The following is a 26496-nucleotide window of genomic DNA, read 5'->3' as shown; positions in this document are numbered from 1 at the left end:
CTCGGTACCGTTGAACCATGCGCGCACTACGAAGCATTCGGCCGGGGTGGATCGCCCTGTCGATCGTCGTGGTGGCGTTTGCGGCGGCCTGTTTCATGCTGCTGGCACCCTGGCAGCTCGGCAAGAACACGGCGACCTCGGAACGCAATGACCTGATCAAGTCCGCGGTGGCCATCGATCCGGTGCCGATCAGCGAGCTCGCCCCGCCCGGTGCGCCGTTCGCCCCGAAGACCGAGTGGCGCGAAGTCACCGTCACCGGGTCATTTCTGACCGACAAGCAGGCACTGGTCCGGCTGCGGTCGGTGGAGGAGCGGCCGGCCATCGAGGTGCTGACACCCTTCCGCGTCGCCGGGAGTGATCGTGTCCTCGTCGTCGACCGCGGATATGTCCGACCCGACCAGAGTTCCACCCCGGTCATCCCGCCACCGCCGGCCGGCGAGACGACGATCACAGCGCGTATCCGCGCCGCCGAGGGCACCTCCGACGGGCGGGGCGCCCGGGTCGAGGGCGGCGCGCTGACGGTGTACACGATCGATCCGGCGCAGCTGTCGGCGGCGACCGGGACCGCCATGGACCCGTTCTATCTGATGTTGTCGCCCGGTCAGCCGGGCGCGCTCGGTGATATCGGACTGCCGCAGCTCGATTCGGGTCCGTACCTCTCCTACGGCCTGCAGTGGCTGGCGTTCGGAATCATGGCACCGCTGGGCGCCGGCTACTTCATCTTCTCCGAGATCCGGCAGCGGCGCCGGGCCGCGGCGGCGCATGCGGCTGCCGCCCAGACGCCGGCAGCGGGCCCCGACCCCGACCGTCCCGACGCGACGCCGACACCACTCGGCGATCGGCCGCAGCCGGCTGCACCGCTCACGCCGCCACCCCTGTCGCGCTCCGAACGTCGCAAACAGTTGCGCGCCGAGTTGCGTTCCGCCGCAGGCGCACCGGCAGCGGACCCCGCACCCGTCGACGACACCGCTCCGGTCGGTATCGGCGCCGGACCCGACACCGAACACGCCACCGGGACCATCCGCGACAAACTCACCGAACGCTACGGCGGCTGAGCGACTCTGCTGCTCGCACCCGGGCCCACGCGAGCGCCGCGGCGACGACCACCGCACCCACCTGCACCCGACGCGACAGCCGCACCGCCGCAGCCAGATCGGCGGTCGTCGGCGGGTGTCCGTCGCCGAGCACCGGCCGCTGCTCGACGCGGTGCGGGTAGACGGTACGCCCACCGAGCCGCAGACCCAGCGCCCCCGCGAACGCCGCCTCCACCACCCCGGCATTGGGACTCGGATGCGCCGACGCGTCACGCCGCCAGGTTCGCACCGCGCCCGCACGATCGGGACCGAGGAGCGCGACGAGCATCCCCGACACGCGCGCCGGTAGCAGGTTCAGCGCATCGTCGACGCGGGCCGAACACCACCCGAACCGCCGGTATCGATCGTTGCGGTAGCCGACCATTGCGTCGAGGGTGTTCGCGGTGCGGTACCCGACGATGCCCGGAACACCGGCGAGCGCTCCCCACACCAACGGGCCGACCGTCGCATCCGAGGTGTTCTCGGCGACCGATTCGGTGGCGGCCCGGCAGATCCCGGCCGCGTCGAGCGCGTCGGGATCGCGCGCACACAGACTCGGGACCAGACCGCGGGCACCGGCGAGGTCGTCGTCGTCGAGCGCGTCGGCCACCTGCGTGCCGACACGTGTCAGGGTGGTTCCGCCCAGCGCCGCCCAGGTGGCCGCCGCGGTGAACGCGACCCGCATCGCCGGGCGGTCGGCCGCCAGCGCACCCGTACCGGCGCCGACCGCCACGGCCGCGCCGACGCACAGTGCACAGTGCACCACCCCGGCGGTGCGGGTGTCGGCGTAGGTCACCGCCTCCAGGGAGGCCGCCAGGCCGCCGAGCCCGGCGACGGGATGGAACCGACGGGGATCGCCGACGGCACGATCGAGGAGATAACCGAGGACCAGGCCGCTCGGCGAGGGCCGGAACGCCCGCATCAGTCGGCGGACGCGACGAGTGTGCGCACGGTTCCGCGCACCAGCAACGCCTCGTTGTCGGCGATCATGGTCAGCTCGCGGTCGGTTCCGTAATCGCGCCGCACGGACTCGATCATCGACGGCGGATAGATCGGTATCTGCCCGTCGGCGTGCGGAATGGGGACGGTGTCGATCCACCCCAACGCGTGCGGGTCCACCGGTCCCGGCGACTCGCCCGGATCGTCCATCCGCTCCACCGGGGAGATGTCGGGTCCCGCGATCACCGATCCCGCGCTGCAGCCGATGTACGGAAGTCCCTCGCGCACACGGCCGTCCAGGATCTGTTCGGCACCCGCCCGCCGCAGCGCCCACAGCAGCGCGAAGGTGTTGCCGCCGGCCACATACACCGCGTCGGTCCGCTCGATCGTCGTGGCGAACTCCGCACGTTCCTGCCTCGCCCCGGACAGATCGACGACGGTCGCGCCCAGCCGGACGAGTCGGTCGCGTTCCGGTTTCGCCCAGGACGGGTCAGCGTAGGGGATCTTGGCGTCGTCGATGTAGCCGATCGTCAACTGCGACAGAGACTTTCCCGTCGTGTCGGCAAGAAACCCGGGGACCGCACCGAAGCCCCAGGACAGCAGCAGCAGATTCACCTGCGCCACGCTACTACGCCGGCGGATACACTTCGGATTCTCATGGCACACACACGTCCGGTCCCGATCGCCGGCACCTACCCGATCGACACCGGCACCGCGGAGTTGGCGCCGGACCCGATTTCCGGTGGATGGCTGTTGCAGATCAACGGCGCGCACTCCTCACACATCGATCCCGACGATCCGACGGTGCTCGACTTCGAGTATCTGCGGCAGATGGCCGCGGTCATCGACGATCGGTTCGACACCGGGGACCGCGTGCGCGTGCTTCATCTCGGTGGCGCGGCGTGCGCCCTGGCGCGTTACCTCGCCGACCGGTATCCGGAGTCACGGCACGTCGCCGTGGAGGTCGACGCCCAACTGGCCCGGCTGGTCCGCGAATGGTTCGAGCTGCCGAGGGCGCCGCGGCTGCGTATCCGGGTCGGTGACGCCCGTGCGGTCACCGAGTCGCTGCAGCCGCGGACTCGCGACGTCGTCGTCCGCGACGCCTTTGCCGGCGACCGCACCCCGGCCCATCTGACCACCGTCGAGTTCGTGGCAGCGGTCGCCGATGTCCTCACTCCGGATGGGCTCTACCTGGCCAATTGCGGTGACGGTCGTGACCTGACGCTCGTCCGCGCCGACGTCGCGGCGGTCGCGGAGGTGTTCGGCCATGTGATGCTCGTCGGCGACTCCGCCATGCTCAAGGGCCGACGCACCGGCAACGTCGTGGTGGTCGGCTCCCGAACCCCGGTGGAGCCGTCGGCGCCCCTGGTTCGCCGGCTACTCAGCGATCCGCTGCCGGCCCGGGTGATCGCGGGCGAGGAGGCCCGCGCGTTCGGCCGCGGCGCCCGACACGACCCGTAACCGTCGAGTGGGCGCCCTTTCCCGTCGAGTGGGCGCCCTTTCCCGTCGAGTGGGCGCCCTTTCCCGTCGAGTGGGCGCCATTAACCGTCGACTGGGCTCAGATCACATAGTCCATACGGTCGAGGATCGCCGTCCCGAGGTCCTGATCGCCGATCACGGTGACCCGTTCCCGCCTAGCCGAGCTGCGTCCCCCGGCCAGGCGCGCCAGATCCGCGGCCTCCAGGCGCAGCGTGACGTCGGCGGAATCGTCACCACCGTCGAACGAATCCACCAGCCTCGCACGCCCGTTCACCGCGACCCGGATCGTCCGCGCGGCCGGCCCGCTGATGTCGAAGACCACCGTCGTACCGTCCGGTGCACCGGCACGCTTGCCGACGACGAAGGGCAGCGACGCGGAGATCTCGTCGAGCACCCAGGCCGTCGCCGCCTCGTCGGGCGCCCCACCGATCGTCGCGTCGCGCAGGTCCACCTCGTGAATCCAGCAGTCGAACACCCGGATGCGCATGAATCGGCCGTAGGTGTCGGGGCCTGCCGGGGTGAACGCATCGGCGTCGAACTCCGCCTGGGTCATCGCCCTCAGCGCCGCGGTGCGGGCGGCGATCACCTCGTCGAATGCCTCGAGTACTTCCGCACGTGACTGCGTGCGGAAGTACTCGACCCACTTCTCGTTCAGTTCGCCGATCGGATTGCGAACGTGATCGCGGCCGGCGAGTCCGTCCGGCGCGGTCACATCGCGGCCGTCGAGCATCCTCTCGGTGCCGACGATGTGGGCGATGATGTCGGCGTTGGTCCAGCCCGGAAGAATCGACGGCGCCGACCACTGCGCGTCGTCGAGGTCGGACGCGAGTGCTCGCAGTGCCGCCCACTCACCGATCAGCGCCGGGACGAGGTCGGTGGCCGACAGTGTGGTGGTGGGCATCATGTCTCCGCTCATGGGGCTGGTGGGAACGTCGGGCTGACGATGTGACGCTACGCCCCACGACGTTGCCGATGCAGGCCGTCGCGCGGATCACCCGGTCCCGCAGCCTGTCCACCATTCGGGTGACCTGGGACTACTCGCGGTCCGACCGCCGCTCATGCCCTAGTCTGAGACGCGTGTACGGAAGTCACCGAGGGTTGCCGCGAATAGCCATGCTGCGTGCCCTCACCGCCGTCGCGCTCATTCTCGGTGTCGTGCTCGGACTGCTCGGTGTCGCCTCACCGGCATCCGCGGTGACGCCCGGATGTGGCGGCAACCGCGTCCCCAGCGCGGACACCACACACACCACCCGGGTGGGTGGCGTGACGCGGACCTATCGGGTGCATGTGCCCCGCGGATACACCGGACGCAGTTCCTTCCCGTTGGTCCTCGCCTTCTACGGTCACGGCGAGAAGTCACCGAAGTTCGAGCGCTATACCGGGCTTTCGGACTTGCCCGCGATCGTCGTCTATCCGGACGCCACCATCGGCACCGACTCCACCACGTCGTGGCAGGGTGCCCCGTACTCCTCGCCGAAGGCCGACGACGTGGCCTTCTCCTCGACGATGCTGCGCGAGATCCGCGCGGCCTTCTGCGTCGACCGCAACCGAACCTTCGCGGTCGGGCGGTCCAACGGCGGCGGACTGGTGTCCATGCTGACGTGCCGACTGTCCGGGGATTTCGCCGCCTACGCGATCGTCAACGGCGCCTACTACGACCAGACCTGGCGGGCCTGCCCGGGTGGACGCACCGGCGCCGGCGCACCTCCGTTGTCGGTCATCGACTTTCACGGGACCTCCGACCCGATCATCCACTACGACGGTGGCGTCCGCTTCGGTGAGCGCTACACGCCGATCCCCGACGTCCTCACCGCATGGTCTCGGCGAAACGCGTGTCTACCGGCTCCGGTGCAGGCCCCCATCAGTGCGACCACCACCATCGTCGACTACCCGCTCTGCGCCGCCCTCGGCCACGAGATCGTGCACTACCGGATCACCGGGGCCGGCCACGGCTGGCCCGGCGCACGACTGGCCACCGCCACCGGACCGGGAACGAAAGTCGCTGCCACCCAGCTGATCTGGCAGTTCTTTGGCCGGCACCCGCGGACGGTATGAACCGATGAGTACCGACGACCGATCGATCTCGGATCGATCCGGGACCACCCTGGGGCCCTACTCCATCGGGGAACTGCTCGGGCGCGGCGGCATGGGACAGGTATATCGGGCCACCGACAACGGCAAGGGCCGGATCGTCGCCCTCAAACTCCTCAATCCAGATCTCGTCGACAACGACACCTTTCGCGACCGATTCGAACGCGAGTCCCGCATCGCGGCCAAACTCAACGATCCGCATGTCGTCCCCATCCACGACTGGGGTGAGATCGACGGACTGCTCTACATCGACATGCGATTGGTCAACGGAACCGATCTGCGCGGCATCCTCAATCGTGAAGGGGCACTGCCACCGACCCGCGCGGTGGCCATCCTCGCCCAGGCCGCCGAGGCCCTCGATGCCGCCCACGCCGACGGCCTCGTGCATCGTGACGTCAAACCCGACAACATCCTCGTCGACACCCGCGACTTCGCCTACCTCGCCGATTTCGGTCTGGCACAAGCCGATACCGACACCCGACTGACAACGGCCGGCGCCGCGATCGGGTCGTTCGCCTACATGGCACCCGAACGGTTCGGCCCGGGCGAGGTCGGCGCCGCCGGCGATGTGTACGCCCTGGCCTGCGTCCTCTACGAAACACTCTCCGGCTCACAGCCTTTCGTGTCGGCCACCACCTTCGAACAGCTCATCGCCGCACACCTGAACCAGGACCCACCACAGTTGGGATCACCGATCGACCCGGTCATCGCGCGTGGCATGGCCAAGCAACCGGGTGCCCGCTTTCCGACCGCGGGCGCGCTGATCGATGCCGCGCGCGCCGCCTACGAGGGTGCCACCGGGCATCACCGGATCTCCCCACCGACGATCCTGCCCGCCGGTCCCGTCGTCGGCGGCGGCACCGGCATGACCCCGCCCGGATCAGACTCGCCGGGAAAGACCCCATCGGGCCGCTCGGCACCGTCGACCCGCTCTCCGGCACCGTCACCGGCCGGGCGTCCCGCCCAGGGCGGCCAAGCGCCCGGCCCGGTTCGACTCAACAAACCGAGCACACCCGTCGCAGGGGGCTATGCGTCGGCACCCCCGACCGCCCCACCGCAACCCGCCCCATCCCAACCCTTCCCGTCGCAACCGTTTGCGCCGCAACCACAGCCGACGCCGAGCGGACACTTCGCCACCCAATCGGCTCCATACGCGCCGACCGGGCACTACACCTATCCGGCGCCGGCGGCCCCACCACGCCGCACCTCACCGGTGCTGATCATCCTGATCATCATCGCGCTGCTGCTCGTCGCCGGGATCGGGATCGGCGCGTGGGCGCTGGTACGCGGATCGAATTCCGGGGGCGGCGCCGACACCCAGGTGCCCGGCGCGGCCGGGACGACGACACAACCGGTAATCCCCACCGTGGCACCCACGACGCCGGCCGCGACCACCGCGCCGACGACGATCGCTCCCACCACCGCCACCCCCACGACCGCCACCCCCACGACTGCGGCCCCCACCGGACGGGCTGCCTTCGATCTCGGGTTGTCGACGCCGATCAGCATCCCCGCCTGCGACGGCACCGGCATCGTCGTCGTCGGCAACGCCGTCAACGAGGCGACGTGGGCGAGCGAGGTGCAGGGTTACCTGAACGCATATCCCGGCTCGAGTTACCTGCGCACCGACCAGTCGTGCTCGTCGTTGCGTCGTCGCGACGACAACGGCAATGTCATCTACGCCGTCTATCAGGTGGCCGGCCGGACGATCGACGACATCTGCCGACTGCGCAATCAGCTCGGCGGACAGTCCTACGGCAAGTGGCTCGACAACACCACCGACCCGACCACCAACATCCCCGCCGCCCAGTGCGGCGGCTGACGGGTCGGCCCTCGACGGTGATCGCAGACCCCGAATGCGGACAGTGATCGTCCGCATTCTGGGGCACCATGGGTTCCATGTTGGAAACCTCGGCCCGGCTGCTGCACCTGCTGTCCCTGCTGCAGATGCGGCAGGAATGGTCGGGGCAGGAGCTCGCCGACCGCCTCGACATCACCACCCGCACCGTCCGCCGCGACGTCGACAAACTCCGTGAGCTCGGCTATCCGGTCGATGCGACGGTTGGCGTCGGCGGCGGCTACCGGCTGGGCGCCGGGGCGGAGATGCCACCGCTGCTACTCGACGATCAGGAGGTGCTCGCCGTCGCGCTCGGTCTCGACGCGGTGACCACCGGACCGGTGGCCGACATGGCCGAGGCCTCGGCGGGCGCGTTGAGCAAACTCCGGCAGGTGATGCCGTCGCGCCTGCGCCACCGACTCGACGCGTTGTCGTTGGAAGCCGTTCCGCGCCAACCCGGTCCGGGCGCGGTATCGGCCGAGACACTGACCGACATCGCCACCACCTGCCACCGGCGCGAGCGGCTGCGCTTCGATTATCGCCGCGGCGACGGCACCGAGTCACGGCGCGATGTGGAACCCTACCGGTTGGTACGCAACGGGATGCGCTGGTATCTGGTGGCCTTCGATCCCGACCGCGACGACTGGCGGTCCTTCCGGGTGGATCGGATGAAACCGAAAACCCCAACCGGACCCCGGTTCTCGCCTCGAGAACTCCCCGACGGCGGGGCCGCGGAGTTCTTGGAACGCAGTATCGGGTCGGTGTACCGGAAGGCCTCGGCCCGGGTCCGCATCCACGCCCCGCTCGCCGTGGTGGCACCAATGATCTCGGATTCGTGGGGCACCCTCGAGTCCGCCGACGAGACGACGTGCGAACTCCGGGTCTTCTCCACGTCACTGGCCTCCATCGCACGCTGGATGCATGCCTTCGACGCGGACTTCTCGGTGATCGAGCCCGATGCGCTGCGGGTCGAGTTGGGCGCCGTCGCCGACCATCACGAGACGTTGGCGGCACGATACCGTCGCGCGTGCGGAGGGTCGTCGTGACCTTTTCGTGACCGATGCCGGCGGACCCGTTGCGACTACGCCACGAGTCGCGTGGGCCGATTCCGCAGCGCGCACATCGCACCTACGTTGTCCTCATGAAGCTCTTGGTCACCGGCGCAACCGGTTACGTCGGATCACGACTCGTGTGCACGCTGCTCGCAGCCGGGCACGACGTCATCGTGACCTCCCGGAACACCGATCGGCTGGCGCGATTCGACTGGTTCGACGACGTCACCGCGGTGTCGATGGACGCCGACGACGCCGACTCGGTGTCGCGTGCCCTGAGCAGGGCAGGTGACCTCGACGCGATCTACTACCTGGTGCACGGGATCGGTCGCTCCGACTTCGCCGACGCCGACCGCCGGGCGGCCTCCCACGTCGCCGCGGCCGCCCGGGACGCGGGCGTGCGGCGCATCATCTATCTGGGCGGTTTCGTCCCCGACGACGAGAAGCTCTCGGCGCACCTGCGCAGCCGCGCCGACGCCGGCGAGGCGCTGCGCGTCGACGGTGGCGCCGACCTCGTCTGGTTACGGGCCGCGGTCATCGTCGGCGCGGGTTCCACGTCGTTCGAGATCATCCGGTACGTCGGCGATCGTCTGGCGGTCATCCCGGAACCCTCGTGGACCCGAAACCCCATGGACCCCATCTCGATTCGCGATGTGCTGCACTACCTGTCGGCGGCCTGCGATCCGGGCCTGCCACCCGGCGACTACGACATCGCCGGGCCCGACTCCTGCCAGTACCGGTCGGTGCTCGACGCCTACCTCGACTCCATCCGGATGCCGCGCGTGCGCTTCTCGGTACCGTTCGTGGGCACCCGACTCGTCGGGAAGGTGGCCGGTGTCCTGGTGCCCATCCCGTCGTCGCTCACCGAGGAACTGATCACCTCGCTCGATCACCCGATGCGTGCCGCCGAACATCGCATTCGCGACCTGGTACCCGATCCCGCCGGTGGCCTGACACCGATGCGCGACGCCGTGCGTGCGGCGGTCTCGTCGCCGGCCCCGCGATCGGTGTGCGCCCTGCGCGATCCGCACCATCTGGCCACCACCGACCCGTCCTGGGCCGGCGGCGACGTGCCCCGGTTGCGTCGACGCATCGCCGGGGCGATCATCTCTGCCGCCGGCACCGCGGGTCGACTCGGACGCACTCTGCTGCCAGTCTGACGACGTGGACTCACACGCCCGACTCACCGCCGCCTACCGCGCGCTCACCGCCGACGGCGAGACGACCGCACCGACACATCAACGCCGACGACGCCAGATCGTCACCGGTGTGCTCGTGGTCGGCGCCGTGCTGCTGGGGTTCTCGCTGTCGGCGACGCCTGGCGACGCCTCGTTCTACCCACTGACCATTGCGTTGGGCGTGGTGTGGGTGATCGGTGGTGTCCTCGGCGGCCCGCTACGAGCCGGCCGATTCGCCGTCACCGGAACCGCCGACGTACGCACCGCTGCCGGTCTCGGCGTCGTGGTCGGTGTCGCGGTCGGCGTGTGCTTCGTCGTCGGCGCCTTCCTCACCCGCCTCATCCCCTCGCTCAACGACCTGATCGGTCAGGTGCTGGCCTTCGCCGACAGCGGCAACCTCGCCCTCGTCGCGGTCATCACCCTCGGCAACGGGGTCGCAGAAGAACTGTTCTTCCGGGGCGCGGTCTTCACCGCCGCCGTCCCCCATCGCCCGCTCATCACCTCGACGGTGATCTACGTGGCGGCCACGCTGGCCAGCGGCAACGTGATGCTGGGGTTCGCCGCCATCATCCTGGGCACCGTGTGCGCGGTCCTGCGACGCGCCACCGGTGGCGTTCTCGCCCCCGTGTGCACACACGTCGTGTGGTCGACGATCGTGCTGTTCGCGCTGCCGCCGATCGTCGGGTGAGCCCGCCACGGGATCTCGGGATGATCTGGGTTTGGGTGTCACACACCCAAACCGCTACATTCATGTGTTGGTACGGCACTCACCAACCGACCCGCGCGTATAGCTCAGCGGTAGAGCTCTGGTCTTACACACCAGCGGTCAGGGGTTCGAATCCCTTTGCGCGCACCACGATCGACGCATGTCCGGCCTTCTGCATGCCGAGCGATCCCGACAGCATCCGTTTCGGATCATCGAGGGCCGGCGTGACGTCACGCCCCCTCCTCGGACACCGCAACACGGTCCGGAATTCAACAAGGCCACCCGCGGCGCGGCGGGCACGGTTCAGCTCGTCGTCGGTTGCGGCCACACCGCGATCGCGGTTCTGAAGATGAAGGACAGTCGGCCGACACCCCATAAGTCCGGCGATCCCCACGTCCCCCGCCCGAATGAACCGACGCGACCCCGAAGCCACGGCAAACACGCCACGTCGGACCATTACCCTCGCGAAATCGGTCTCAGGTGTCTTTAATCATCTGCATGGAGTCCGCACAGACACGTCGTGGCCGGGGTCGCCACGCCAGGATCGTCGTCGCAGTTCTTTCCGTCATCGTCGGTCTGACGACCGCATGCTCGGTGAGCGGTACGCCCGTCGCGGCCGGGCCCGCCATCGACGGCTTCGTCACCGGCGTCACCGCGATCAACGATTCCGGGGCGAGTTCGTCGACGGTCAGCGGCACTCTGAGCGGCGGCGACGACGCGGGCCCCAAGCTGACGCTCCGCGACAACGTCACCGCCGTCAACGGTGGCTCGTTGCTGCAGGACACCACCTCGACAGCCCCGATCCAGTCGATGCGCATCGCCTTGGAGGCCAAGCGCAACGGGCAGCCCACCGGAGCGCCGGCACCGGGATACACCGAGGTGAAACTGGGGTCGGCCACCTCCAACGCGTCGGTAGTGATGACCTTGGCACAGACCTTGCCGTCGGAGGACTTCGCCTTCTACTTCGCCGGCGTCGACGCATCCGGCAATCAGGGACCGTTGGTACGCCAGGAGGTCAAGGCCATCAAGGTGGGCACCGGTGCCGTGCAGGTGACCGCGTCCTGGGACGTCGACAGTGACCTGGACCTGATCCTCGTGGAGCCGTCGGGCAGCAAGATCTACTTCAACGAGAAGACCTCGTCGAGCGGCGGTGAACTCGATCTCGACTCCAACGCCGACTGCGATATCGACGGCAAGCGCAACGAGAACATCACCTACCCGCAGGCCGCTTCGGGCACCTACACGGTGTATGTCAACCTGTACGCGTCGTGCGGCACGTCCTCGACGAACTATGTGGTGACGGTCAGTGTGGGTGGGCAGGCACCACAGACCTATACGGGCAATCTCTCGACCCCGAACCGGACTGCCGACACCTCCGAGATCCACGAAGTCACCACCTTCCAGGTCGGCTGAACCACACTCCGTCCCGCACGCCGCGTCGACGCGCGAACGTGCCGTCCGGACAGTGCGATCGAATGACCACCCGGGAAATCCGCGACATCGGTTGGGTATCGTGACGTCGACATCGCGGATGGCGCACCAAAGGGGGTCTGGTTGAACGCGAGCACGGGCGGGACTGTCGGCGGCTACCGACTCGTCGCGCCCATCCGCGCCGACGCCCTCGGCCAGATGTTCATCGCCGACCACTCCGCACCGCCGCGGCGTGAGGTCTTGCGGATTCTCACCCTCGACACCCGCACGCCGGAGGCCCCGTCGCAGTTCGCCCACCGGGCACGAGCGATGCAGGGTGTCATCCATCCGGGCCTGGCCGGAGTCCTGCAGTTCGGCGTCGACGCCGGCCGGGCGTGGCTGACCAGCCGTTACGTCGACGGCCATCTCCTCACCGGCGACCGACGGCCCGACGCGCAGGCGCTCGCGATCGCAGACCTGATCGCCGACGCCCTCGATCATGCCCACCGTCGTCACCTGGTCCACGGGGACCTCGCGCCGAATCAGATCCTGCTCGCCTCCGACGTCGCGGCCGGGGCGCCCGGCAGCGCCGTCCTGCTCGACCTCGGCGTCATCGGCCTCACCGGACGCCCCACACTCGATCCGCTGGCGGGCACCGCGATCTACACGGCACCGGAGGTCATCGGCGGGCAGACCGCCGGCCCGGCCTCCGACCAGTACTCACTCGCGTGCATCCTCTACCAATTGCTCACGGGTACAGCACCTTTCATCGGATCATCGGATTCGGAGGTGATCGACGGGCACCTCCATCGGCCGGCACCGCCGCTGAGCGCCCGCCGCCCCGATCTCGCAGCCGCCGACCGGGTGTTCGGACACGCCCTCGACAAGGCGCCCACCCGTCGCTATCCGGACTGCCGGTCGTTCGTCGCCAGTGTCGCTGCGGTACTCGGCGGTTCCGGCGCGGCAGCGCCTTCGGTTGCACCCGAGGCGGCACCGTCTCTGCGTGGACGCGGCCAGTCATCCACGCCCGCGCCCGAGGCGGCACCCGTTCCACCGCCATCCGCGCCCGCACCGAGACACACCACGGCGCCGGCCACCACACCGCCGGAGTCCGACTCCGGGACAACAGGTACCCCGTCGGCCGGTGCACTCGCCGCTCCACCGGCCGCTCCCTCGGCATCGGCGCCCACCCTGGTGCCCACCGACACGACGCCTCCGCCACCGGTTCCGTCGGCGTTCACCGAACCTCCGCGCCCGCCCGCGGCTGCGCCGCCGGTGAGCGGACCGCCGCAGACCTCCACCTCGTCGCAAGCCCTCCTCACTCCTTCGGCGACACCATCGGGGACGACCTCGCCCGACGCGCTACCCCCAACGGCCGACCGCTCACCCGGCCCGGAGCGTGTCGGCCACACCTACCCCGGCAGCGCAGCCCCGACGGCACCGAACCCCGACGCCGCCACACCCACGCCGCGCCGTCGGCCGCGACGCGCTCTGGCGATCGGCCTCGGCGTCCTGGCCGCGGTGATCGTCGCGGCGGTTGCCGTGGGCGCCACCCTGCTGGTCGTCGGCGACGGGTCCGGTGAACTGACCCAAGTGACGGCCACGACGCTGTCGACCGGACACGGCACCACGTGCACGATCCGCGACAAACAGGCCTTCTGCTGGGGCGATTCCGCCGACGGCAAACTCGGGAACGGTGCCACCACGCCCGCGATGACGCCGGTGAAGGTCGAGGGACTGAGCAATGTCACCGCCATCTCGGTGGGCTGGACCTCGGCGTGCGCGGTGGCGGGCGGTTCGCTCTACTGCTGGGGCGGCAACGCCGACGGCCAACTCGGCGACGGCACCACCACCGACCACCCGACGCCCGTCAAGGTCGGCTCGTTGACCCACGTGACATCGGTGGCGGTCGGCTCGGATGTGTACCTGTCCGGCAACGACGTTCGCTCCGCGTCGACGACCTGCGCGGTCGCCGACGGCGGTGCCTACTGCTGGGGAGCCAACACCCACGGTCAAATCGGCAACGGCACCACCGACCCGAGCACCACCCCGACCAAGGTCCGGGGCGTCACCGACATCACCGCAATGACCACCGACTCTGCCCAGACCTGCGCGTTGACCCGCTCGGGGGATGTGTACTGCTGGGGCGACAATCGGCAAGGCCAACTGGGCGACGGCACGATGACCGACCAGCGCTCCCCGGTCCGCATTCCGAACATCGCGTCGGTCACCGACCTCACGACGTCGGTCGGCACCACGTGCGCGGTCAGCGAGTCCACCCTGTGGTGCTGGGGCAACAACACCTACGGCCAGATCGGCGACGGGACACGACGACTCACACGCGTGCCGACACAGGTGGCCGGGGTATCGAATGTCCGCAGCGTCGCGCTGGGAGGCCAGACCATCTGCGCCACCACCGACGACGCACCGTATTGCTGGGGCAACAACAACAGCAACGCGGCGGTGAAGGACCCGCGCGGGTACCTGCTGACACCGACCAAGGTCACCGGCATCACCGGAACGGCGACAGCGGTGACGACGGCGGCCGCGACGACCTGCGCCGCCACCGACCAGTCGGTGTACTGCTGGGGCTACAACCAGGACGGTGAGGCCGGTATCGGTACCGCCGACTACGTCGAGTCGCCGACCGAGGTCGCGTTCTGATGCGGGCGGACACGCTGCCCTCGCTGGTGCGGACTGAGGGGATCCGGTAGAGATGGCACAACTGGAGATCGGCAGCTCCTTCGCGGGCTACCACGTCCTGGACAAACTGGGTTCCGGCGGCATGGGGGCGGTGTATCTCGTCGAGCACCCGCATCTGCTGCGCCGCGAAGCCCTCAAGATCATCTCCCTGTCCGTCAGCGACGACACCGAATTCCATCAGCGCTTCGTCAACGAGGCCCGCACGGTAGCGATGCTGAACCATCCCGGCATCGTCGCCATCCACCACTACGGCGTCACCGACGACGCTCCGTGGTTCACCATGACCTACGTCGACGGCACCGACCTGACCCACGGCGGTCTCCCCGACACCGATGTCGCCACCGTCGCCACCCGCGCCGCCACCGCGCTCGATTACGCCCACCGGCACCAGGTCATCCATCGCGACATCAAACCCGCCAACATCATCTGCACCCGCGAACCCGACGACTCCATCGACCAGGTCGTCCTGCTCGACTTCGGCATCGCCAAACTCGCCGATTCGACCCGGATGACCGCCACCCACGCGTTCATCGGCACCCTCGCCTATGCCGCGCCCGAGATCATCGACGGCCAACCTGCCGGACCAGCGTCCGATCAGTACTCACTGGCCTGCACCATCTACGAACTCCTCACCGGCCAAGCACCTTTCGAGGCACCCACCCCGTCGGCGATGATGGCCGCCCTGCTGGCGAAACCGGCGCCGCCGATCTCGACGCTGCGACCGGACCTCGCCGCTCTCGATCCCATCTTCGGGCGGGCCCTGGCCAAGGACCCCGCGCAGCGTTACCCCGACTGCGCCGCGCTCGCCGGCGAACTCGCCGCCGTGCTGGCCGTCTCGTCCGGCCACGGTCCGGCCGCCGACTCCGTCCCACTCACCTCGGGCAGCTTCGGGGCATCTGCGGTCGCGTCGCCCGTCCCCGATGCGCCCGCAGCCGGTCTGATCGACGGCAACGCCCCGACCCTCGAATCGCGTGACCGGTCACCGCATCGTCGACGCCACCTGCTCCTGGCGGCGGCCGCCCTGATCGTGGTGGCCGTCCTCGCCGTGGCCGCCACCGTGTGGGCGACGCACCGGTCCGATTCGTCGCCGGTGGACGCGGTGGCCGCTCCGTCGTTCACCGACATCTCCGTCGGGGTCTTCGTGTCCTGCGCCATCCGGGACCGGGAGGCGTACTGCTGGGGACAGAACGATCACGGCCAGTTGGGCGACGGCTCCAACAGCAACCAGACGACGCCCACCAAGGTGGTCGGCATCACCGATGTCACCGACATCTCGGCCAGCGGCAGCAGCGTCTGCGCGGTGGCCTCCGGTGAGGCGTATTGCTGGGGAACCCTGGACAACATCCGGACCCCCACCAAGGTCCCGGGCATCAGCGACGTCACCGACATCTCCACCAACGGGTCGAGTTTCTGCGCCATCGCCGGCAGCTTCCTGTACTGCTGGGGCACCAACACCGAGGGGCAACTCGGCGACGGCACCACGACCGCGCGCACCGCACCCACCAAGGTCGAGTCACTGCAATCGGTCACCGATGTGTCCGTGGGCGACGAGACGACGTGCGCCATCGCCGACAGCGACGCGTACTGCTTCGGACACAACGAGCAGGGACAGATCGGCGACGGTACGCGCGTCAACAGGCTCACCCCGACCCAGGTGAAGGATTTCACCTATCCGGCGGCGATATCGTCCGGCGACACCTTCGACGACGGGACGACCTGTGCGCGCCGATCCGACGATGCCGCGTATTGCTGGGGGGACAACACGTCCGGGGCCATCGGCGACGGTACGACGACCACTCGACTCACCCCGGTGACGGTGCTGCCCGACACCTTGGCGGTCGTGACCGGCTACGGGTCAACCTGCGCGATCACCACCACACGAACCCTCAAGTGCTGGGGAGACTCCCGCGGGCCGCGCGGCTTCGACGATCAACTGACCCCGGCCGACGTCGCGGGTCTGAAGAATGTGACAGCGGTCTCGATCGCCAGCGGAACCACATGTGCCATCGCCGACGACGACATCTACTGCTGGGGACTCAACAGCTACGGCGAGATCGGCAACGGAACCACCGACTCCGTTCGAACGCCGACAAAGGTCACTTTCTCCTGACACGGATCATCCATTCGTGATCAACCTGTAGCCCGCCTCGAATTGCAACAGGAGTTACTGATGTAGTTCAGTGGGACTATTGTGACTCAATTCTTTGGTACCAGACCCGGAACCACCGGACGCCGTCGCCGCCGGACCCTGCGCCGTGCGGGCGTGGCCACGCTCGGCGCGTCGGCGGCCATCGCCTTCCTCGGAGCGGGAACGGCCTCGGCCGACCCGATCGACGACATCGCCGGCGCTATCGCCGGGCAACTGCCCAACTCGTCGTCGGAGCTCGGTGGGCTTCAGGATCTGCTCCCCGCGATCCCCGGGCTGGGCGATCTGCTGCGCCCCGACGGCGCACCCGGAACCACACGTTGCACCTCGGTCATCCAGATCGGTGACTCCACCTCGGTCGGCGTCGATGACACCTCCCACGTCCCCACCGCCGCCGACACCCTCTCGGCACAGTACAAGCGCGTGGGTGCGACGACGGTCGAGCTCGACGCCGACGGTGGCCGCTCGATCGTGGAGAAGCTCAACGGACGCCCGAACGCCGACGACGCCGTGGCCGCCCATCTGGCCAAGGGACAGCAGGGCTGCTGGGTGATCGCGATGGGTGTCAATGACGCCGCCAACATCGCGGTCGGCAGTTCGGTGGACGCCGATGCACGAATCGACCGCATCATGGGTCAGCTCCAGGGCCGGCCGGTGCTGTGGCCGACGGTCGCCACCTCCGACCCGAGCAATCAGGCCTACGACGCCGCGGCGATGACGTCGTTCAACAATGCGTTGCGTCGGGCGTCGGTGCGGTATGCGAACCTGGCCGTCTACGACTGGGCGGCGGTCGCCCAGCCGGGCTGGTTCGCCGACGGCATCCACTACACCGCCGCCGGTACCGCCGAACGCAACCGTCGCTTCGCCGACGCGCTGGCCACCGCTTTCCCTCCCGGAACAGGTGCCACACCGACGGTGAAATGGGTCGCGGGCTGAGTCCTCGAGACCCTTGCGGATGCAAAGGACCTCCGCATCGAAAACCTTTGTGACACACTCTGATTTCGCGAATCGGACAGACCTTCACCCGTCCGGACGACAGTCCCGTGACGGCGCTGTGGAATTGTCGGCGGACATGGCTACACTGATCGGCTGGTGCACCCTTTCGGCGCACCTGGACACAGTTGTCACCCCCGCCCGCCTCCAGAACGAAGCCGCAGTCTGCCCGTATGCCACGTCCCACCCACAAGGGGTCCACGTACCTCCCCGCACTCGACGGCCTCCGCGCGCTCGCGGTCGGCTTCGTCGTGCTCTACCACCTCCACGTCCCGGGATTCTCCAGCGGACTGCTGGGCGTCGGGGTGTTCTTCACCCTCAGTGGATTCCTGATCACGTCGCTGTTGCTGGCGACGCGGGCACGCACCGGCGGCTTCGAACTCAAACGTTTCTGGCTCGCACGTGCGCGCCGACTCATCCCGGCGGTGTTGCTCGTCCTGGGCACCTCGCTGATCGCGGCCGCGATCGCGATGCCCGACAAACTCGCGAAGTTCTCCTGGCAGGCGCTCTCGGCCCTGTTCTACGTCAACAACTGGTACAACATCGGATCGTCGGACTCCTACTTCGACAGGTTCAGCGGACCGGGCCCGTTCGATCACCTCTGGTCGCTGTCGATCGAGGAGCAGTTCTACCTGTTCTGGCCGCTGCTCCTGGGGCTGCTCCTGCTGGTCTTCAAGAAGCGGATCTGGGTCACCCTGGTGATCCTCGCCCTGGCGCTGGTCTCGTTCCTGCTGCTCAACGGCGTGGCGCACGCCGGCTTCGACAACACCCGCGCCTACGAGGGCACCGACACCCGCGCCGGCGGACTCCTCCTCGGAGCGGCGTTGGCGTTCTGGTGGCCGGCCCGCGCCCGGACGGTCAGCCACAATCAGCGCTGCACCATCGACGTGTTCGCACTGGCCGGACTGGGTCTGATGGTCTACCTGATCGCGACCACCCCCGACGGATCGCTGTCGCTGTATCAGAACGTCATCGCGCTCCTGTCGATCGCAACGGTCGCGGTCCTCATCGCCACGGTGGTACCGGAATCGCTGGTCGCGACGGTGCTGGCGATCCCACCACTGCGATGGATCGGTGAACGCTCCTACGGCATCTACCTCTGGCACATGCCGATCATCGCGTTCATGCCGGCGACCTTCCGGTCCGAGAAACCCGTGACCACCGGCATCATCGTCGTCGTCACGACGCTGATCCTGTCGTCACTGTCCTGGCGGTACGTCGAGGACCCGATCCGACGTCAGGGTTTCCGCAAGGCCTTCACCACTCCCCGCGATCCAGAAGACACACTCATGAACCACTTCCTGGCCTGGTTGATCGCCCTCACCACCCGCTTCACCGGATGGCTGGACGCCCTCCAGCAGCGCGTCGAAGCCCGCGCGGCGCAGACCGCGACACCGGAGATCGTGACCCCGGACACCCTGACCCCGGACACCGCCGGTCCCCTCGCGCAGGCCACGTCGTCGACCGCACCGGAGACGGTCCCGGCGACGTCGGGCTGGCAACTCGGCGTGCCCGGCGACACCGCGCCCGAACCGGCCGACGTCAGCACCGGCGAGAACTCACCCACCGGAGACCCCACACCGGCCGAGGCACCCGATCCGATGGAGGTCGAAACGCTCTCGTCCGCGGACATGCCCATCGACGTCGAAGCCGCACTCGACGAGGGCTACCTCCCGGCCACCGAGACCGTGCAAACCCCGGCCGTCTCGCTCACCAAGGCCGAACCCGACGCACCGGCAGACGAAGCACCAACGGACGACGACGCCACCGCCGAGATTCCGGTGGCCCGCGCCGCCGCCGATGCGGACCTCGAGGAGACCGCGACCGTCGATGACGCAGCCGTCGATGACGATGCCACGATCGAGATTCCCATCATGCGGGTTGTCGACACCCCGGACTCGATGAGCAGTGAGCCGAGCAGCGCGGCCGATCACGCCCCGTCTGACACCGGCGAAACCCTCGGCGGTTCCGAACCGACACCCGCGGTCGGACCGACCGACGCCGACACGGTCCAGATCCCGGTCGCCATCGACGTGGAGGCCGCGCTGGACGCCACCGATTTCGTGGCGAACGAGCAGCCGGTGAACGACGCCCCCGTTCTCGAAAGCCCGGTTCACGAGAGCCCGGTTCACGAAAGCCCGGCCTCCCCGGCCGACGCCGAGACCGCCCGCATCCCGGTCGCGCCACCCCGACCCGGTCAGCCGCCGCATGGTCCGCACGGCCCGGCTCCGTCGACACCGAGTCTGCGGCGACGTCGCCGGCAGTCGCATCTGATCATCTCGATCGTCGTGGTCGCCGCGCTGGCGGTCGGCGGACTCGTCGCGCTCGGCGGACTGCATGCCGACACCCCGGATTCGCTGGACAATGCGTCCCTGGCCGAGGATCTCCCGACGACGCCGTCGACCCGACCGGCCGGGCCACTGCTGCCGGTCACCCAACGCCGCACCAGCTGCACGACGGTGATCCACATCGGTGACTCGACATCGATCGGTATGAACGACCCCGACAACCTGCCCAACCCCGCCGACCGGATCGCCGGACGATACCGGGCAGTCGGTGCGAAGAACGTCATCACCGACATCCAGGGCGCCCGGTCGAGCCTCGAACTGGTCAACGGCGAGCCGAACGCGGTGACCGCGATCCAGGGTCACCTGGCGCGCGGCGAACGTGGCTGCTGGGTGATGGCGATGGGAATCAACGACACCGCCAATGTGGAGGTCGGCGGCCAGGGACCGGTCGACATGCGCATCGACCGGCTGCTCGGCCCCCTGAAAGACGAGCAGGTGCTCTGGCCGACGGTGATCACCAGCCCGTTGAACCAGAATCCGGCGTACAACAATGCCGCCATGCAGCGGTTCAACAAGGCGCTGCTCCGCGCCTGCAAGCGCTACCCGAACCTGCGTCTGTACAACTGGGCCGCCGAGGCGCGTCCCGACTGGTTCAGCGACGGCATCCACTACACCCCGGCCGGCTACATCCAGCGCGCCTACCGATTTTCGATCGCCTTGGCGTCGGTGTTCCCGGCCACCGACGCACCGCCTCAGGGATGCCTACTCGAGTCGTCGGGCGTGCAGACGATCCCGCCGTCGCCGACACCGCGTCCCGCACCGACCAGCCCGCAGACCGCAACGCCGCCCCGCCAGGGCTGACCCACCGGGTTGCGTCGCGAGCGAAACCCACTGTCCCCCATTAGGATCACCCATGAACGGGGCCTGTCCCCCGCGTGATCGACAGGGCCGGAAGCCGATGATGTCGCGAAGGTCGCAGCGGTCTACACTTTGACCGGCCGCTGCCGCGAACCAACCCTCGTCTCGAACCACCCAACGCCGACGTGTCCCCGGGGGCCACACCCATCAACGATTTCCTGCTCGCCCTGCTCACCGTGGTCAATCGTCTCGTGTCCTGGTTGACCGGCGTACAGGCACGTCATCTGGCCCGGCGCACCGAGGCCGCCACGGTCACCGGCACCTCGGAGCCGGTCGTCACCGCTCCCGCCGCCGAACAGGCCCATGAGCTCGTCGGAGCCGGTGTCGGACCCGCCATCAGCGGATATCCCCCGCCGCCGGTCCCATCGACGTCGCTCGTCGACGACGATGAGTCGGACCCGGCAGTCGATTTCACGACTGCCGACGATCCGGCGCCCACCACCGAGCCGGACGCCACCGAACCTGACACCACCGAGCCGGACACCACCGCGTCGCCCACCACCGACGCGGAATCAGCACCGACGCTCGAACGCGACGACGCCATCGGGGTCCCCGACACAGCGCCGTCGGTAGGCGATCCGGACGCGGCAACGCCTGCGAGCGATCCGGCCGATCGTTGCGCCCACGATGAATCTCCTGGCGAGCCGTCCACGCCCGGGAGCGACGTCGCCGACGACCACACCGGCACTCGCGCCGACACTCACACCGACGCCGACTCGGATGAAGCCCCGGCCGACGAGCCGTCCGACGAGGCCGAGTTCGACGCCTCGGATTCCCGGGTCGGAAACGTCGCCGAACCAGCAGACGACCTGGCCCCGATGCCGGCACCGATTCCGATCATGCGACCGCGACGCCGGGAGTTGATGCCGCCCCTCGGTGCCCGACCGGACACGCCCGCCCCGGACCCGCTGGTCGTCGCCACCGCGGAGGCCGACACCGACGCCGCCACCGAACCCTTCCCCGTCCACGTCGACGAGCCCGCCACACCCGCTGCGGCCGGCGCCGCCGAGACCGAGCCGGCCCCGCCCACCCCCGCGGCGCCCGGTCGCATCCGGCATGCGCTCGCCCTCGACGGTCTGCGGGGTGTCGCGGTGCTGTCGGTGGCCGTGTATCACTTCTACGGACCCGCGATGCCCGGTGGATATCTCGGCGTCGACATCTTCTTCGTCCTGTCCGGTTTCCTCATCACCTCGCTGTTGGTGCGCGAGCGTGGCGCCACCCACGCCACCTCCCTGTCGCGGTTCTGGCAACGGCGAGCGCGACGCATCCTGCCCGCGGCGATCACCGTGCTGGTGATCTGCACGGCGGTCGCCGGCCTGATGAGCGGTGACGTCGCCGTCGCACTGGTCAATCAGTTCCTCGGGTCGGCGTTCTTCGTCAACAACTGGGTACAGATCGCCCAGTCGCACAGCTACTTCGCCGACACCACACCGCAGATCTTCATGCATTACTGGTCGCTGGCTATCGAGGAGCAGTTCTACCTCGTCTGGCCGTTGGTGTTCATCGCGATGCTGTGGCTGCTCCGGCGCGCTCGACTGCGGACGCGGCTGCGCATGATGGCGGTGGTCGCGGCCGGCCTCGCGTCGGCGTCGGTGGCGGCGATGGTGCTGCTCTACGACCCGAGTACCGACCCGAGTCGCGTCTACTTCGGCAGTGACACCCACTCCTTCGGGCTGCTCATCGGCGTGGTGCTGGCGTTGCTGGTCACCACACCCGACGCCGAGGCCCGCGACTCGTGGCCGCGACGGGTCGGTGCCCGTGCGGCGACCGTGATCGGGTGGACCCTCGCACCGTTGGCCTTCGTCGGACTCGTCGTCCTGCTGTTCACGCTTCCCGACACCGCGCCGATCACCTACCGCGGCGGCCTGGTGGTGGCGAGCATCCTCACCGCGTGTGTCGTCCACAACGCCATCCGCGAAACCGGACCGGTGGCGGCGCTGCTGCGCGTCAGGGTCCTGCGGTGGCTCGGCGAACGGTCGTTCAGCCTGTACCTGTGGCATTGGCCGGTCGTGGTGTTCCTGCGGCAATGGCTCGACGGCGGCAACGCCCGCGCCCACGAGGCGTGGCCCGACTGGGCGATCGGCATCCTCGCCGGCGTTGTCACCCTGGTCCTGTCCGAGATGTCCTACCGCTGGATCGAGACACCGTTCCGACGCCGCGGTTTCCGTGGCGTGCTTGCCGGCCTCGGTTCGTCGGAACGCGTCCCGTCCCTCGCCGCCGCGATGGCCGCGTCGATGGCCGTGGTGCTCTTCGCCGGCGTGGCCCTGGGGACCAGCCCGGCCAAGTCACAGTTGGAGACCCAACTCGAAGAGCTCGCCCGACTCCAGCAACAAGCGAATCTTTTTGCGCAGCAACAACCTCCGCCGCGTCCGACACCCGTCGCCCCGACCCTGCCGGCCGGGCGGACCATCACCGCGATCGGCGACTCGGTGATGCTGGCCTCGTCGCAGGCCCTGATCGCCCGATTCCCCGGGATCTACATCGACGCGCAGGTCTCCCGCCACTATTCCGGCGGCGAGGGCGTCATCCAGAATCTCGCCGCCACCCGAGCGCTACGCAAGTACGTGGTCCTCGGATTCGGCACCAACGGGCAGGCGTTCGACGGTCAACTCGACCGCATCCTGAAAGAGATCGGGCCCGGCCACAAGATCATCCTGCTGGTTCCGTTCGGTCCCGTCGACGGCATCCCCCAGGCGGCGCAACAGGTCCTGCGCTACGCACCGCGACACGCCGACGTCTTCCTCGCGCCGTGGTGCCAGGCGGCCGCCGCGCACCCGGAGAATCTCGGGCCCGACGACGTCCACCCGATCGGGCCGGGCACCTGGATGTATGCCGACGCCGTGACCGCCGGTCTACGGCAGGCGGTCACCGGGCAGCGGGATCGCTCGATCTCCTGCCCGATCTGAGTCCGGTCGACGCCCGGACCCGCCGACCGGTCAGCCGGTCACCCACCGGGTCGACGGGGTGGCGCCCGCACCGGGTGGATAAGCGACCGACAAGGCATCGGCGAACCCGCGGTTGCGCTCGGCGGTTCCGGCCGCGGTGTAGTGGATACCGTCGCCACCGAAGTCGTCGGCACCGGCGTGTCCGGCCCAGTCGTAGACGGCGAGATTGCCGTATCGGGTGGTCGCATCGCGCAGCGCGGTGTTGAAGGTGGCCATCGCGGCCGCACCGAAGGCCTGGTTGCTCGGGTGGGATGAGGTCACCGTCGGCCACAGCACCGGCTGGCCCTGCAGTTGCGTCATGATGCGATCGATCCGTTCGGCGGCCCCGATCCCGCCACCGGCGATGGCACCGGCATCGTTGACACCCATCGCGATGACCCAGCATCCGCGCTCACCGGCGGCGAGACGCGATGCGACGGCGTGTTCGGCGTCGGGTGACGGTCCGCCCACGACGGCCCGGCCGCTCACCGCGTCGACCGTGACCTTGGTGGCACCGATCCGGCGGTATTGCGCGGTCGCGGTGTCCCCGGCGGTGGGCAGCATCGCCGCATTGTCGGCGGCCACCGATGTCGAGTCACCGATCTGGATCACCGTCGTACACCGTGAGGTGCCCTCGCCCCGCTGTGTGATTCCCTCCGGCGTGGTTCCCTGCAGGGTCCCGAGGAGCCCGTCGACCACGCCCGGCAGATCCTGCAGACCCGGCAGATCCGTCGTCGACGACCCGCTCGGCAGCTGGGTGAGAATCCCGGAGAGGTCATCGAGCGGCGCGGCGCCGGCAGGTCCGGTGCCGAGCACGGCCAGCGCGACGCCGGCACCGATCGCACCGAGACCACCCCTGGCGATGATCCGGTGACGAGTGAACTGAGAACGGAAAAATTTCATCACAACAGTCACACTGAACTACACCAGTCACTTCTGTCGCAACATCTGGCGGGCTACGAGTTGGTCAAGAACCGAGGAGATCCGGACCGGACGGAACCGGGACGCCCGAGCCCGGGATCAACCCAGCGTCGCGAGGGCGCGGTCCCAGACCGCCTCGGTGCGCGCCTCCCCCGGCCCGACGACGTCGGCGAACACGATCCGTCCGTCCGCGTCGACCACGAAGGTGCCGCGATCGGCGTATCCACGCTCGGCGCTGAACACCCCGTAGGCCCGCGCGACGGCACCGTGCGGCCAGAAGTCCGAGAGGATCGGGAAGAGAAATCCCTGCGTGGACGACCACACCTTGTGTGTCGGTGGCGGCCCGACCGACACGGCAACCGTGGTGAGGTCGTCATTGCTGAACTGCGGGAGATGGTCGCGGATGTAGCCGAGTTCGCCCTGGCAGGTCCCGGTGAACGCCAACGGGAAGAACACGATCAGCACCGAGCGACCCTCACCGAGCAGTCGCGAGAGGGATACCCGCTGATTGTTCTGATCACGCAGTTCGAAGTCCGGTGCGAGATCACCGACCTCCAGGGGGGCACGCCGGTCCCCGACCGCGACGTCGGAGGCCAGGCTGTCGGCGTCGTGGAGGGCCGGATCGCTCATTGCCGCTTGCCGGCTCGCGACTTCGGCTGTACCAGACGAGAACCCGACCAGTCCCCCAAACTCACCACGTTGGTCTGCGTCAGTCCGGCGGTCGGCGCCGCCTCGGCGATCTCGCTCGGGTCGACGTAACCGGTATTGCCGGTCTTCGGCGAGAACACCCAGACGTACCCGTCGTCGGCGAGTGGGGTGATGGCATCCATCAACCGGTCCACCAGGTCACCGTCATCGTCACGCCACCACAACACCACCACGTCGATGACGTCATCGGCGTCCTCATCGAGCATCTCGGCGTCGATTGCGTCCTCGATGTCGGCCCGCAGGTCGTCGTCGGTGTCGGTGTCCCAACCCAATTCCTGGACCACCATGCCGGGGTCGAACCCCAGCTTCTGTGCACTGCTGCCGTCGGAGCCAGTGCTCCCTGAGGCGGCTACCACCGCGCGAGACCTCCTGAGGTGTGAGTGTGTGCCTGTCGGCTGTTTGGAATCAGCGTAGTGCACCAAGGGGTGGTTCACCGAGATGAATTCGCGGACACGGCGATTTCCTCATGCCCGTCACACACCGGGTCAGCGGGTCGGCGTCGGCGTCGCGGCGGCGCTCGACACGCCGGACAAGCCCGGCGGCGTGGGCAGATACTGGGCGCACACCGTCAGCACGGACTGCTTGTCACGCGTCCACGTATCGGCAATCGGGTTGAGGCCCACCAACTCTCGACGGGCGATCGCCTGGCCGAGTCGATCCGAACTGGCGAGGAAGGCGTTGACGGGGTCGGTTACCGTCGCCGGAATCGACGCCGCGACCTCGGCCCGGATCTGATCGGCACCGGCGATGAGACTGGCCCGCGCCCGGTCGTCGAGGTCGCCGACACGATCGTAGGACTGCACGTCATTGAGCTTGTCGACGAAGGTGTTGTAGCCGCGCACCATCACCACCATCGACGACATCGCCTGACGGCACAGCGCCACCGTCGACTCGCGTTGCGCGGCCACCGCCGATGCGGACTGCTCCGACGAATACAGGGAGACCTCGTCGGAGTCGGCGCCCGGCGAGCCCGGGACCGTCGTCGCACAGGCACCCACCATCAGCAGAGCACCCGAGCAAACGCACGCCACGAACAGACGCACCCGCCGCGACGCACCCGGGTAAACCCGTTGATGGCGCACAGCCTCTCCTTACTCGTCGGTAATCGAAGTCGAACGCTACCGCAGGTC

General features: G+C 68.8%; 20 protein-coding genes and 1 tRNA gene. 14 read left to right on the top strand and 7 right to left on the bottom strand.

The features are described 5' to 3' along the window. The first annotated feature begins 17 nt into the window (after positions 1 to 17). Positions 18 to 1055, top strand: coding sequence for an SURF1 family cytochrome oxidase biogenesis protein (locus ACWETB_RS03295; protein WP_449743755.1), 1038 nt, complete (start codon positions 18 to 20; stop codon positions 1053 to 1055). Here the strand turns inward: ACWETB_RS03295 and ACWETB_RS03290 are convergent. Further along, positions 1033 to 1995, bottom strand: coding sequence for a cobalamin biosynthesis protein (locus ACWETB_RS03290; protein ID WP_452209268.1), 963 nt, complete (start codon positions 1993 to 1995; stop codon positions 1033 to 1035). The two genes, ACWETB_RS03295 and ACWETB_RS03290, sit on opposite strands and share 23 nt — an antisense overlap. Beyond that, positions 1995 to 2627 (bottom strand): Type 1 glutamine amidotransferase-like domain-containing protein, encoded by a 633-nt coding sequence (locus tag ACWETB_RS03285; protein ID WP_449743757.1) that lies wholly within the window; start codon positions 2625 to 2627, stop codon positions 1995 to 1997. The genes ACWETB_RS03290 and ACWETB_RS03285 overlap by 1 nt, the downstream gene beginning before the upstream one ends. A gap of 42 nt (positions 2628 to 2669) precedes the next feature. On the opposite strand from ACWETB_RS03285, the gene ACWETB_RS03280 reads away from it, so the two are divergent. Continuing rightward, complete coding sequence (locus ACWETB_RS03280; protein ID WP_449743758.1) at positions 2670 to 3473, top strand: spermidine synthase; 804 nt, start codon at positions 2670 to 2672, stop codon at positions 3471 to 3473. Between the two features lie 97 nt (positions 3474 to 3570). Here ACWETB_RS03280 and ACWETB_RS03275 read toward each other — a convergent pair whose 3' ends face one another. After that, complete coding sequence (locus ACWETB_RS03275) at positions 3571 to 4392, bottom strand: maleylpyruvate isomerase family mycothiol-dependent enzyme (RefSeq protein ID WP_452209508.1); 822 nt, start codon at positions 4390 to 4392, stop codon at positions 3571 to 3573. A 176-nt stretch (positions 4393 to 4568) separates the two neighbouring features. On the opposite strand from ACWETB_RS03275, the gene ACWETB_RS03270 reads away from it, so the two are divergent. The 12 genes from ACWETB_RS03270 to ACWETB_RS03215 all read left to right on the top strand — a co-directional run bounded on the left by ACWETB_RS03270 (position 4569) and on the right by ACWETB_RS03215 (position 23719). Further along, complete coding sequence (locus tag ACWETB_RS03270; protein WP_452209265.1) at positions 4569 to 5546, top strand: alpha/beta hydrolase family esterase; 978 nt, start codon at positions 4569 to 4571, stop codon at positions 5544 to 5546. Positions 5547 to 5550: 4 nt separating this feature from the next. Next, a complete protein-coding gene (locus ACWETB_RS03265) occupies positions 5551 to 7404 on the top strand; it encodes a protein kinase domain-containing protein (RefSeq protein WP_452209263.1) in 1854 nt (617 codons plus the stop codon). 77 nt (positions 7405 to 7481) lie between these two features. Beyond that, positions 7482 to 8465 (top strand): helix-turn-helix transcriptional regulator, encoded by a 984-nt coding sequence (locus ACWETB_RS03260; RefSeq protein WP_449743761.1) that lies wholly within the window; start codon positions 7482 to 7484, stop codon positions 8463 to 8465. 95 nt (positions 8466 to 8560) lie between these two features. After that, positions 8561 to 9631, top strand: coding sequence for an NAD(P)H-binding protein (locus tag ACWETB_RS03255; RefSeq protein WP_452209261.1), 1071 nt, complete (start codon positions 8561 to 8563; stop codon positions 9629 to 9631). 4 nt (positions 9632 to 9635) lie between these two features. Then, positions 9636 to 10337: a CPBP family glutamic-type intramembrane protease gene (locus tag ACWETB_RS03250; RefSeq protein WP_449743763.1), complete on the top strand. Its 702-nt coding sequence runs from the start codon at positions 9636 to 9638 to the stop codon at positions 10335 to 10337. 93 nt (positions 10338 to 10430) lie between these two features. Continuing rightward, positions 10431 to 10505, top strand: a tRNA-Val gene (locus ACWETB_RS03245). A gap of 348 nt (positions 10506 to 10853) precedes the next feature. Further along, positions 10854 to 11768, top strand: coding sequence for a YfaP family protein (locus ACWETB_RS03240; protein ID WP_449743764.1), 915 nt, complete (start codon positions 10854 to 10856; stop codon positions 11766 to 11768). 141 nt (positions 11769 to 11909) lie between these two features. After that, a complete protein-coding gene (locus tag ACWETB_RS03235) occupies positions 11910 to 14429 on the top strand; it encodes a protein kinase domain-containing protein (RefSeq protein WP_452209258.1) in 2520 nt (839 codons plus the stop codon). Positions 14430 to 14481: 52 nt separating this feature from the next. Next, positions 14482 to 16578, top strand: coding sequence for a protein kinase domain-containing protein (locus tag ACWETB_RS03230; protein ID WP_452209256.1), 2097 nt, complete (start codon positions 14482 to 14484; stop codon positions 16576 to 16578). Positions 16579 to 16731: 153 nt separating this feature from the next. After that, a complete protein-coding gene (locus tag ACWETB_RS03225) occupies positions 16732 to 17550 on the top strand; it encodes an SGNH/GDSL hydrolase family protein (protein WP_348804182.1) in 819 nt (272 codons plus the stop codon). A 230-nt stretch (positions 17551 to 17780) separates the two neighbouring features. After that, complete coding sequence (locus tag ACWETB_RS03220; RefSeq protein WP_452209253.1) at positions 17781 to 20756, top strand: acyltransferase family protein; 2976 nt, start codon at positions 17781 to 17783, stop codon at positions 20754 to 20756. A 182-nt stretch (positions 20757 to 20938) separates the two neighbouring features. Next, on the top strand, positions 20939 to 23719 hold the full coding sequence (locus ACWETB_RS03215) for an acyltransferase family protein (protein ID WP_452209251.1): 2781 nt from the start codon (positions 20939 to 20941) through the stop codon (positions 23717 to 23719). Positions 23720 to 23749: 30 nt separating this feature from the next. On the opposite strand, the gene ACWETB_RS03210 is transcribed toward ACWETB_RS03215, so the two are convergent. The 4 genes from ACWETB_RS03210 to ACWETB_RS03195 all read right to left on the bottom strand — a co-directional run bounded on the left by ACWETB_RS03210 (position 23750) and on the right by ACWETB_RS03195 (position 26448). After that, positions 23750 to 24640: an SGNH/GDSL hydrolase family protein gene (locus ACWETB_RS03210; RefSeq protein WP_348804185.1), complete on the bottom strand. Its 891-nt coding sequence runs from the start codon at positions 24638 to 24640 to the stop codon at positions 23750 to 23752. 117 nt (positions 24641 to 24757) lie between these two features. Then, positions 24758 to 25288 (bottom strand): peroxiredoxin, encoded by a 531-nt coding sequence (locus ACWETB_RS03205; protein ID WP_452209249.1) that lies wholly within the window; start codon positions 25286 to 25288, stop codon positions 24758 to 24760. Continuing rightward, positions 25285 to 25722, bottom strand: coding sequence for a DUF3052 domain-containing protein (locus ACWETB_RS03200; protein WP_348804187.1), 438 nt, complete (start codon positions 25720 to 25722; stop codon positions 25285 to 25287). Before ACWETB_RS03200 ends, ACWETB_RS03205 begins: the two co-directional genes overlap by 4 nt. 129 nt (positions 25723 to 25851) lie before the next feature. Then, the gene (locus ACWETB_RS03195) at positions 25852 to 26448 is read right to left on the bottom strand and encodes a hypothetical protein (RefSeq protein ID WP_449743771.1); all 597 of its coding nucleotides are present in this window, start codon (positions 26446 to 26448) and stop codon (positions 25852 to 25854) included. Between the last annotated feature and the right edge of the window lie 48 nt (positions 26449 to 26496).

It is taken from the genome of Gordonia sp. NPDC003950, assembly GCF_053605205.1.
This window is presented reverse-complemented; position numbering and strand designations above follow the sequence as displayed.

Coding starts and splice junctions, on each gene's coding strand:
- ACWETB_RS03220 (WP_452209253.1), top strand. CDS start 17,781: ATGCCACGTCCCACCCACAAGGGGTCCACGTACCTCCCCGCACTCGAC.
- ACWETB_RS03205 (WP_452209249.1), bottom strand. CDS start 25,288: ATGAGCGATCCGGCCCTCCACGACGCCGACAGCCTGGCCTCCGACGTC.
- ACWETB_RS03275 (WP_452209508.1), bottom strand. CDS start 4,392: ATGCCCACCACCACACTGTCGGCCACCGACCTCGTCCCGGCGCTGATC.
- ACWETB_RS03265 (WP_452209263.1), top strand. CDS start 5,551: ATGAGTACCGACGACCGATCGATCTCGGATCGATCCGGGACCACCCTG.
- ACWETB_RS03210 (WP_348804185.1), bottom strand. CDS start 24,640: ATGAAATTTTTCCGTTCTCAGTTCACTCGTCACCGGATCATCGCCAGG.
- ACWETB_RS03280 (WP_449743758.1), top strand. CDS start 2,670: ATGGCACACACACGTCCGGTCCCGATCGCCGGCACCTACCCGATCGAC.
- ACWETB_RS03240 (WP_449743764.1), top strand. CDS start 10,854: ATGGAGTCCGCACAGACACGTCGTGGCCGGGGTCGCCACGCCAGGATC.
- ACWETB_RS03295 (WP_449743755.1), top strand. CDS start 18: ATGCGCGCACTACGAAGCATTCGGCCGGGGTGGATCGCCCTGTCGATC.
- ACWETB_RS03230 (WP_452209256.1), top strand. CDS start 14,482: ATGGCACAACTGGAGATCGGCAGCTCCTTCGCGGGCTACCACGTCCTG.
- ACWETB_RS03255 (WP_452209261.1), top strand. CDS start 8,561: ATGAAGCTCTTGGTCACCGGCGCAACCGGTTACGTCGGATCACGACTC.
- ACWETB_RS03260 (WP_449743761.1), top strand. CDS start 7,482: ATGTTGGAAACCTCGGCCCGGCTGCTGCACCTGCTGTCCCTGCTGCAG.
- ACWETB_RS03290 (WP_452209268.1), bottom strand. CDS start 1,995: ATGCGGGCGTTCCGGCCCTCGCCGAGCGGCCTGGTCCTCGGTTATCTC.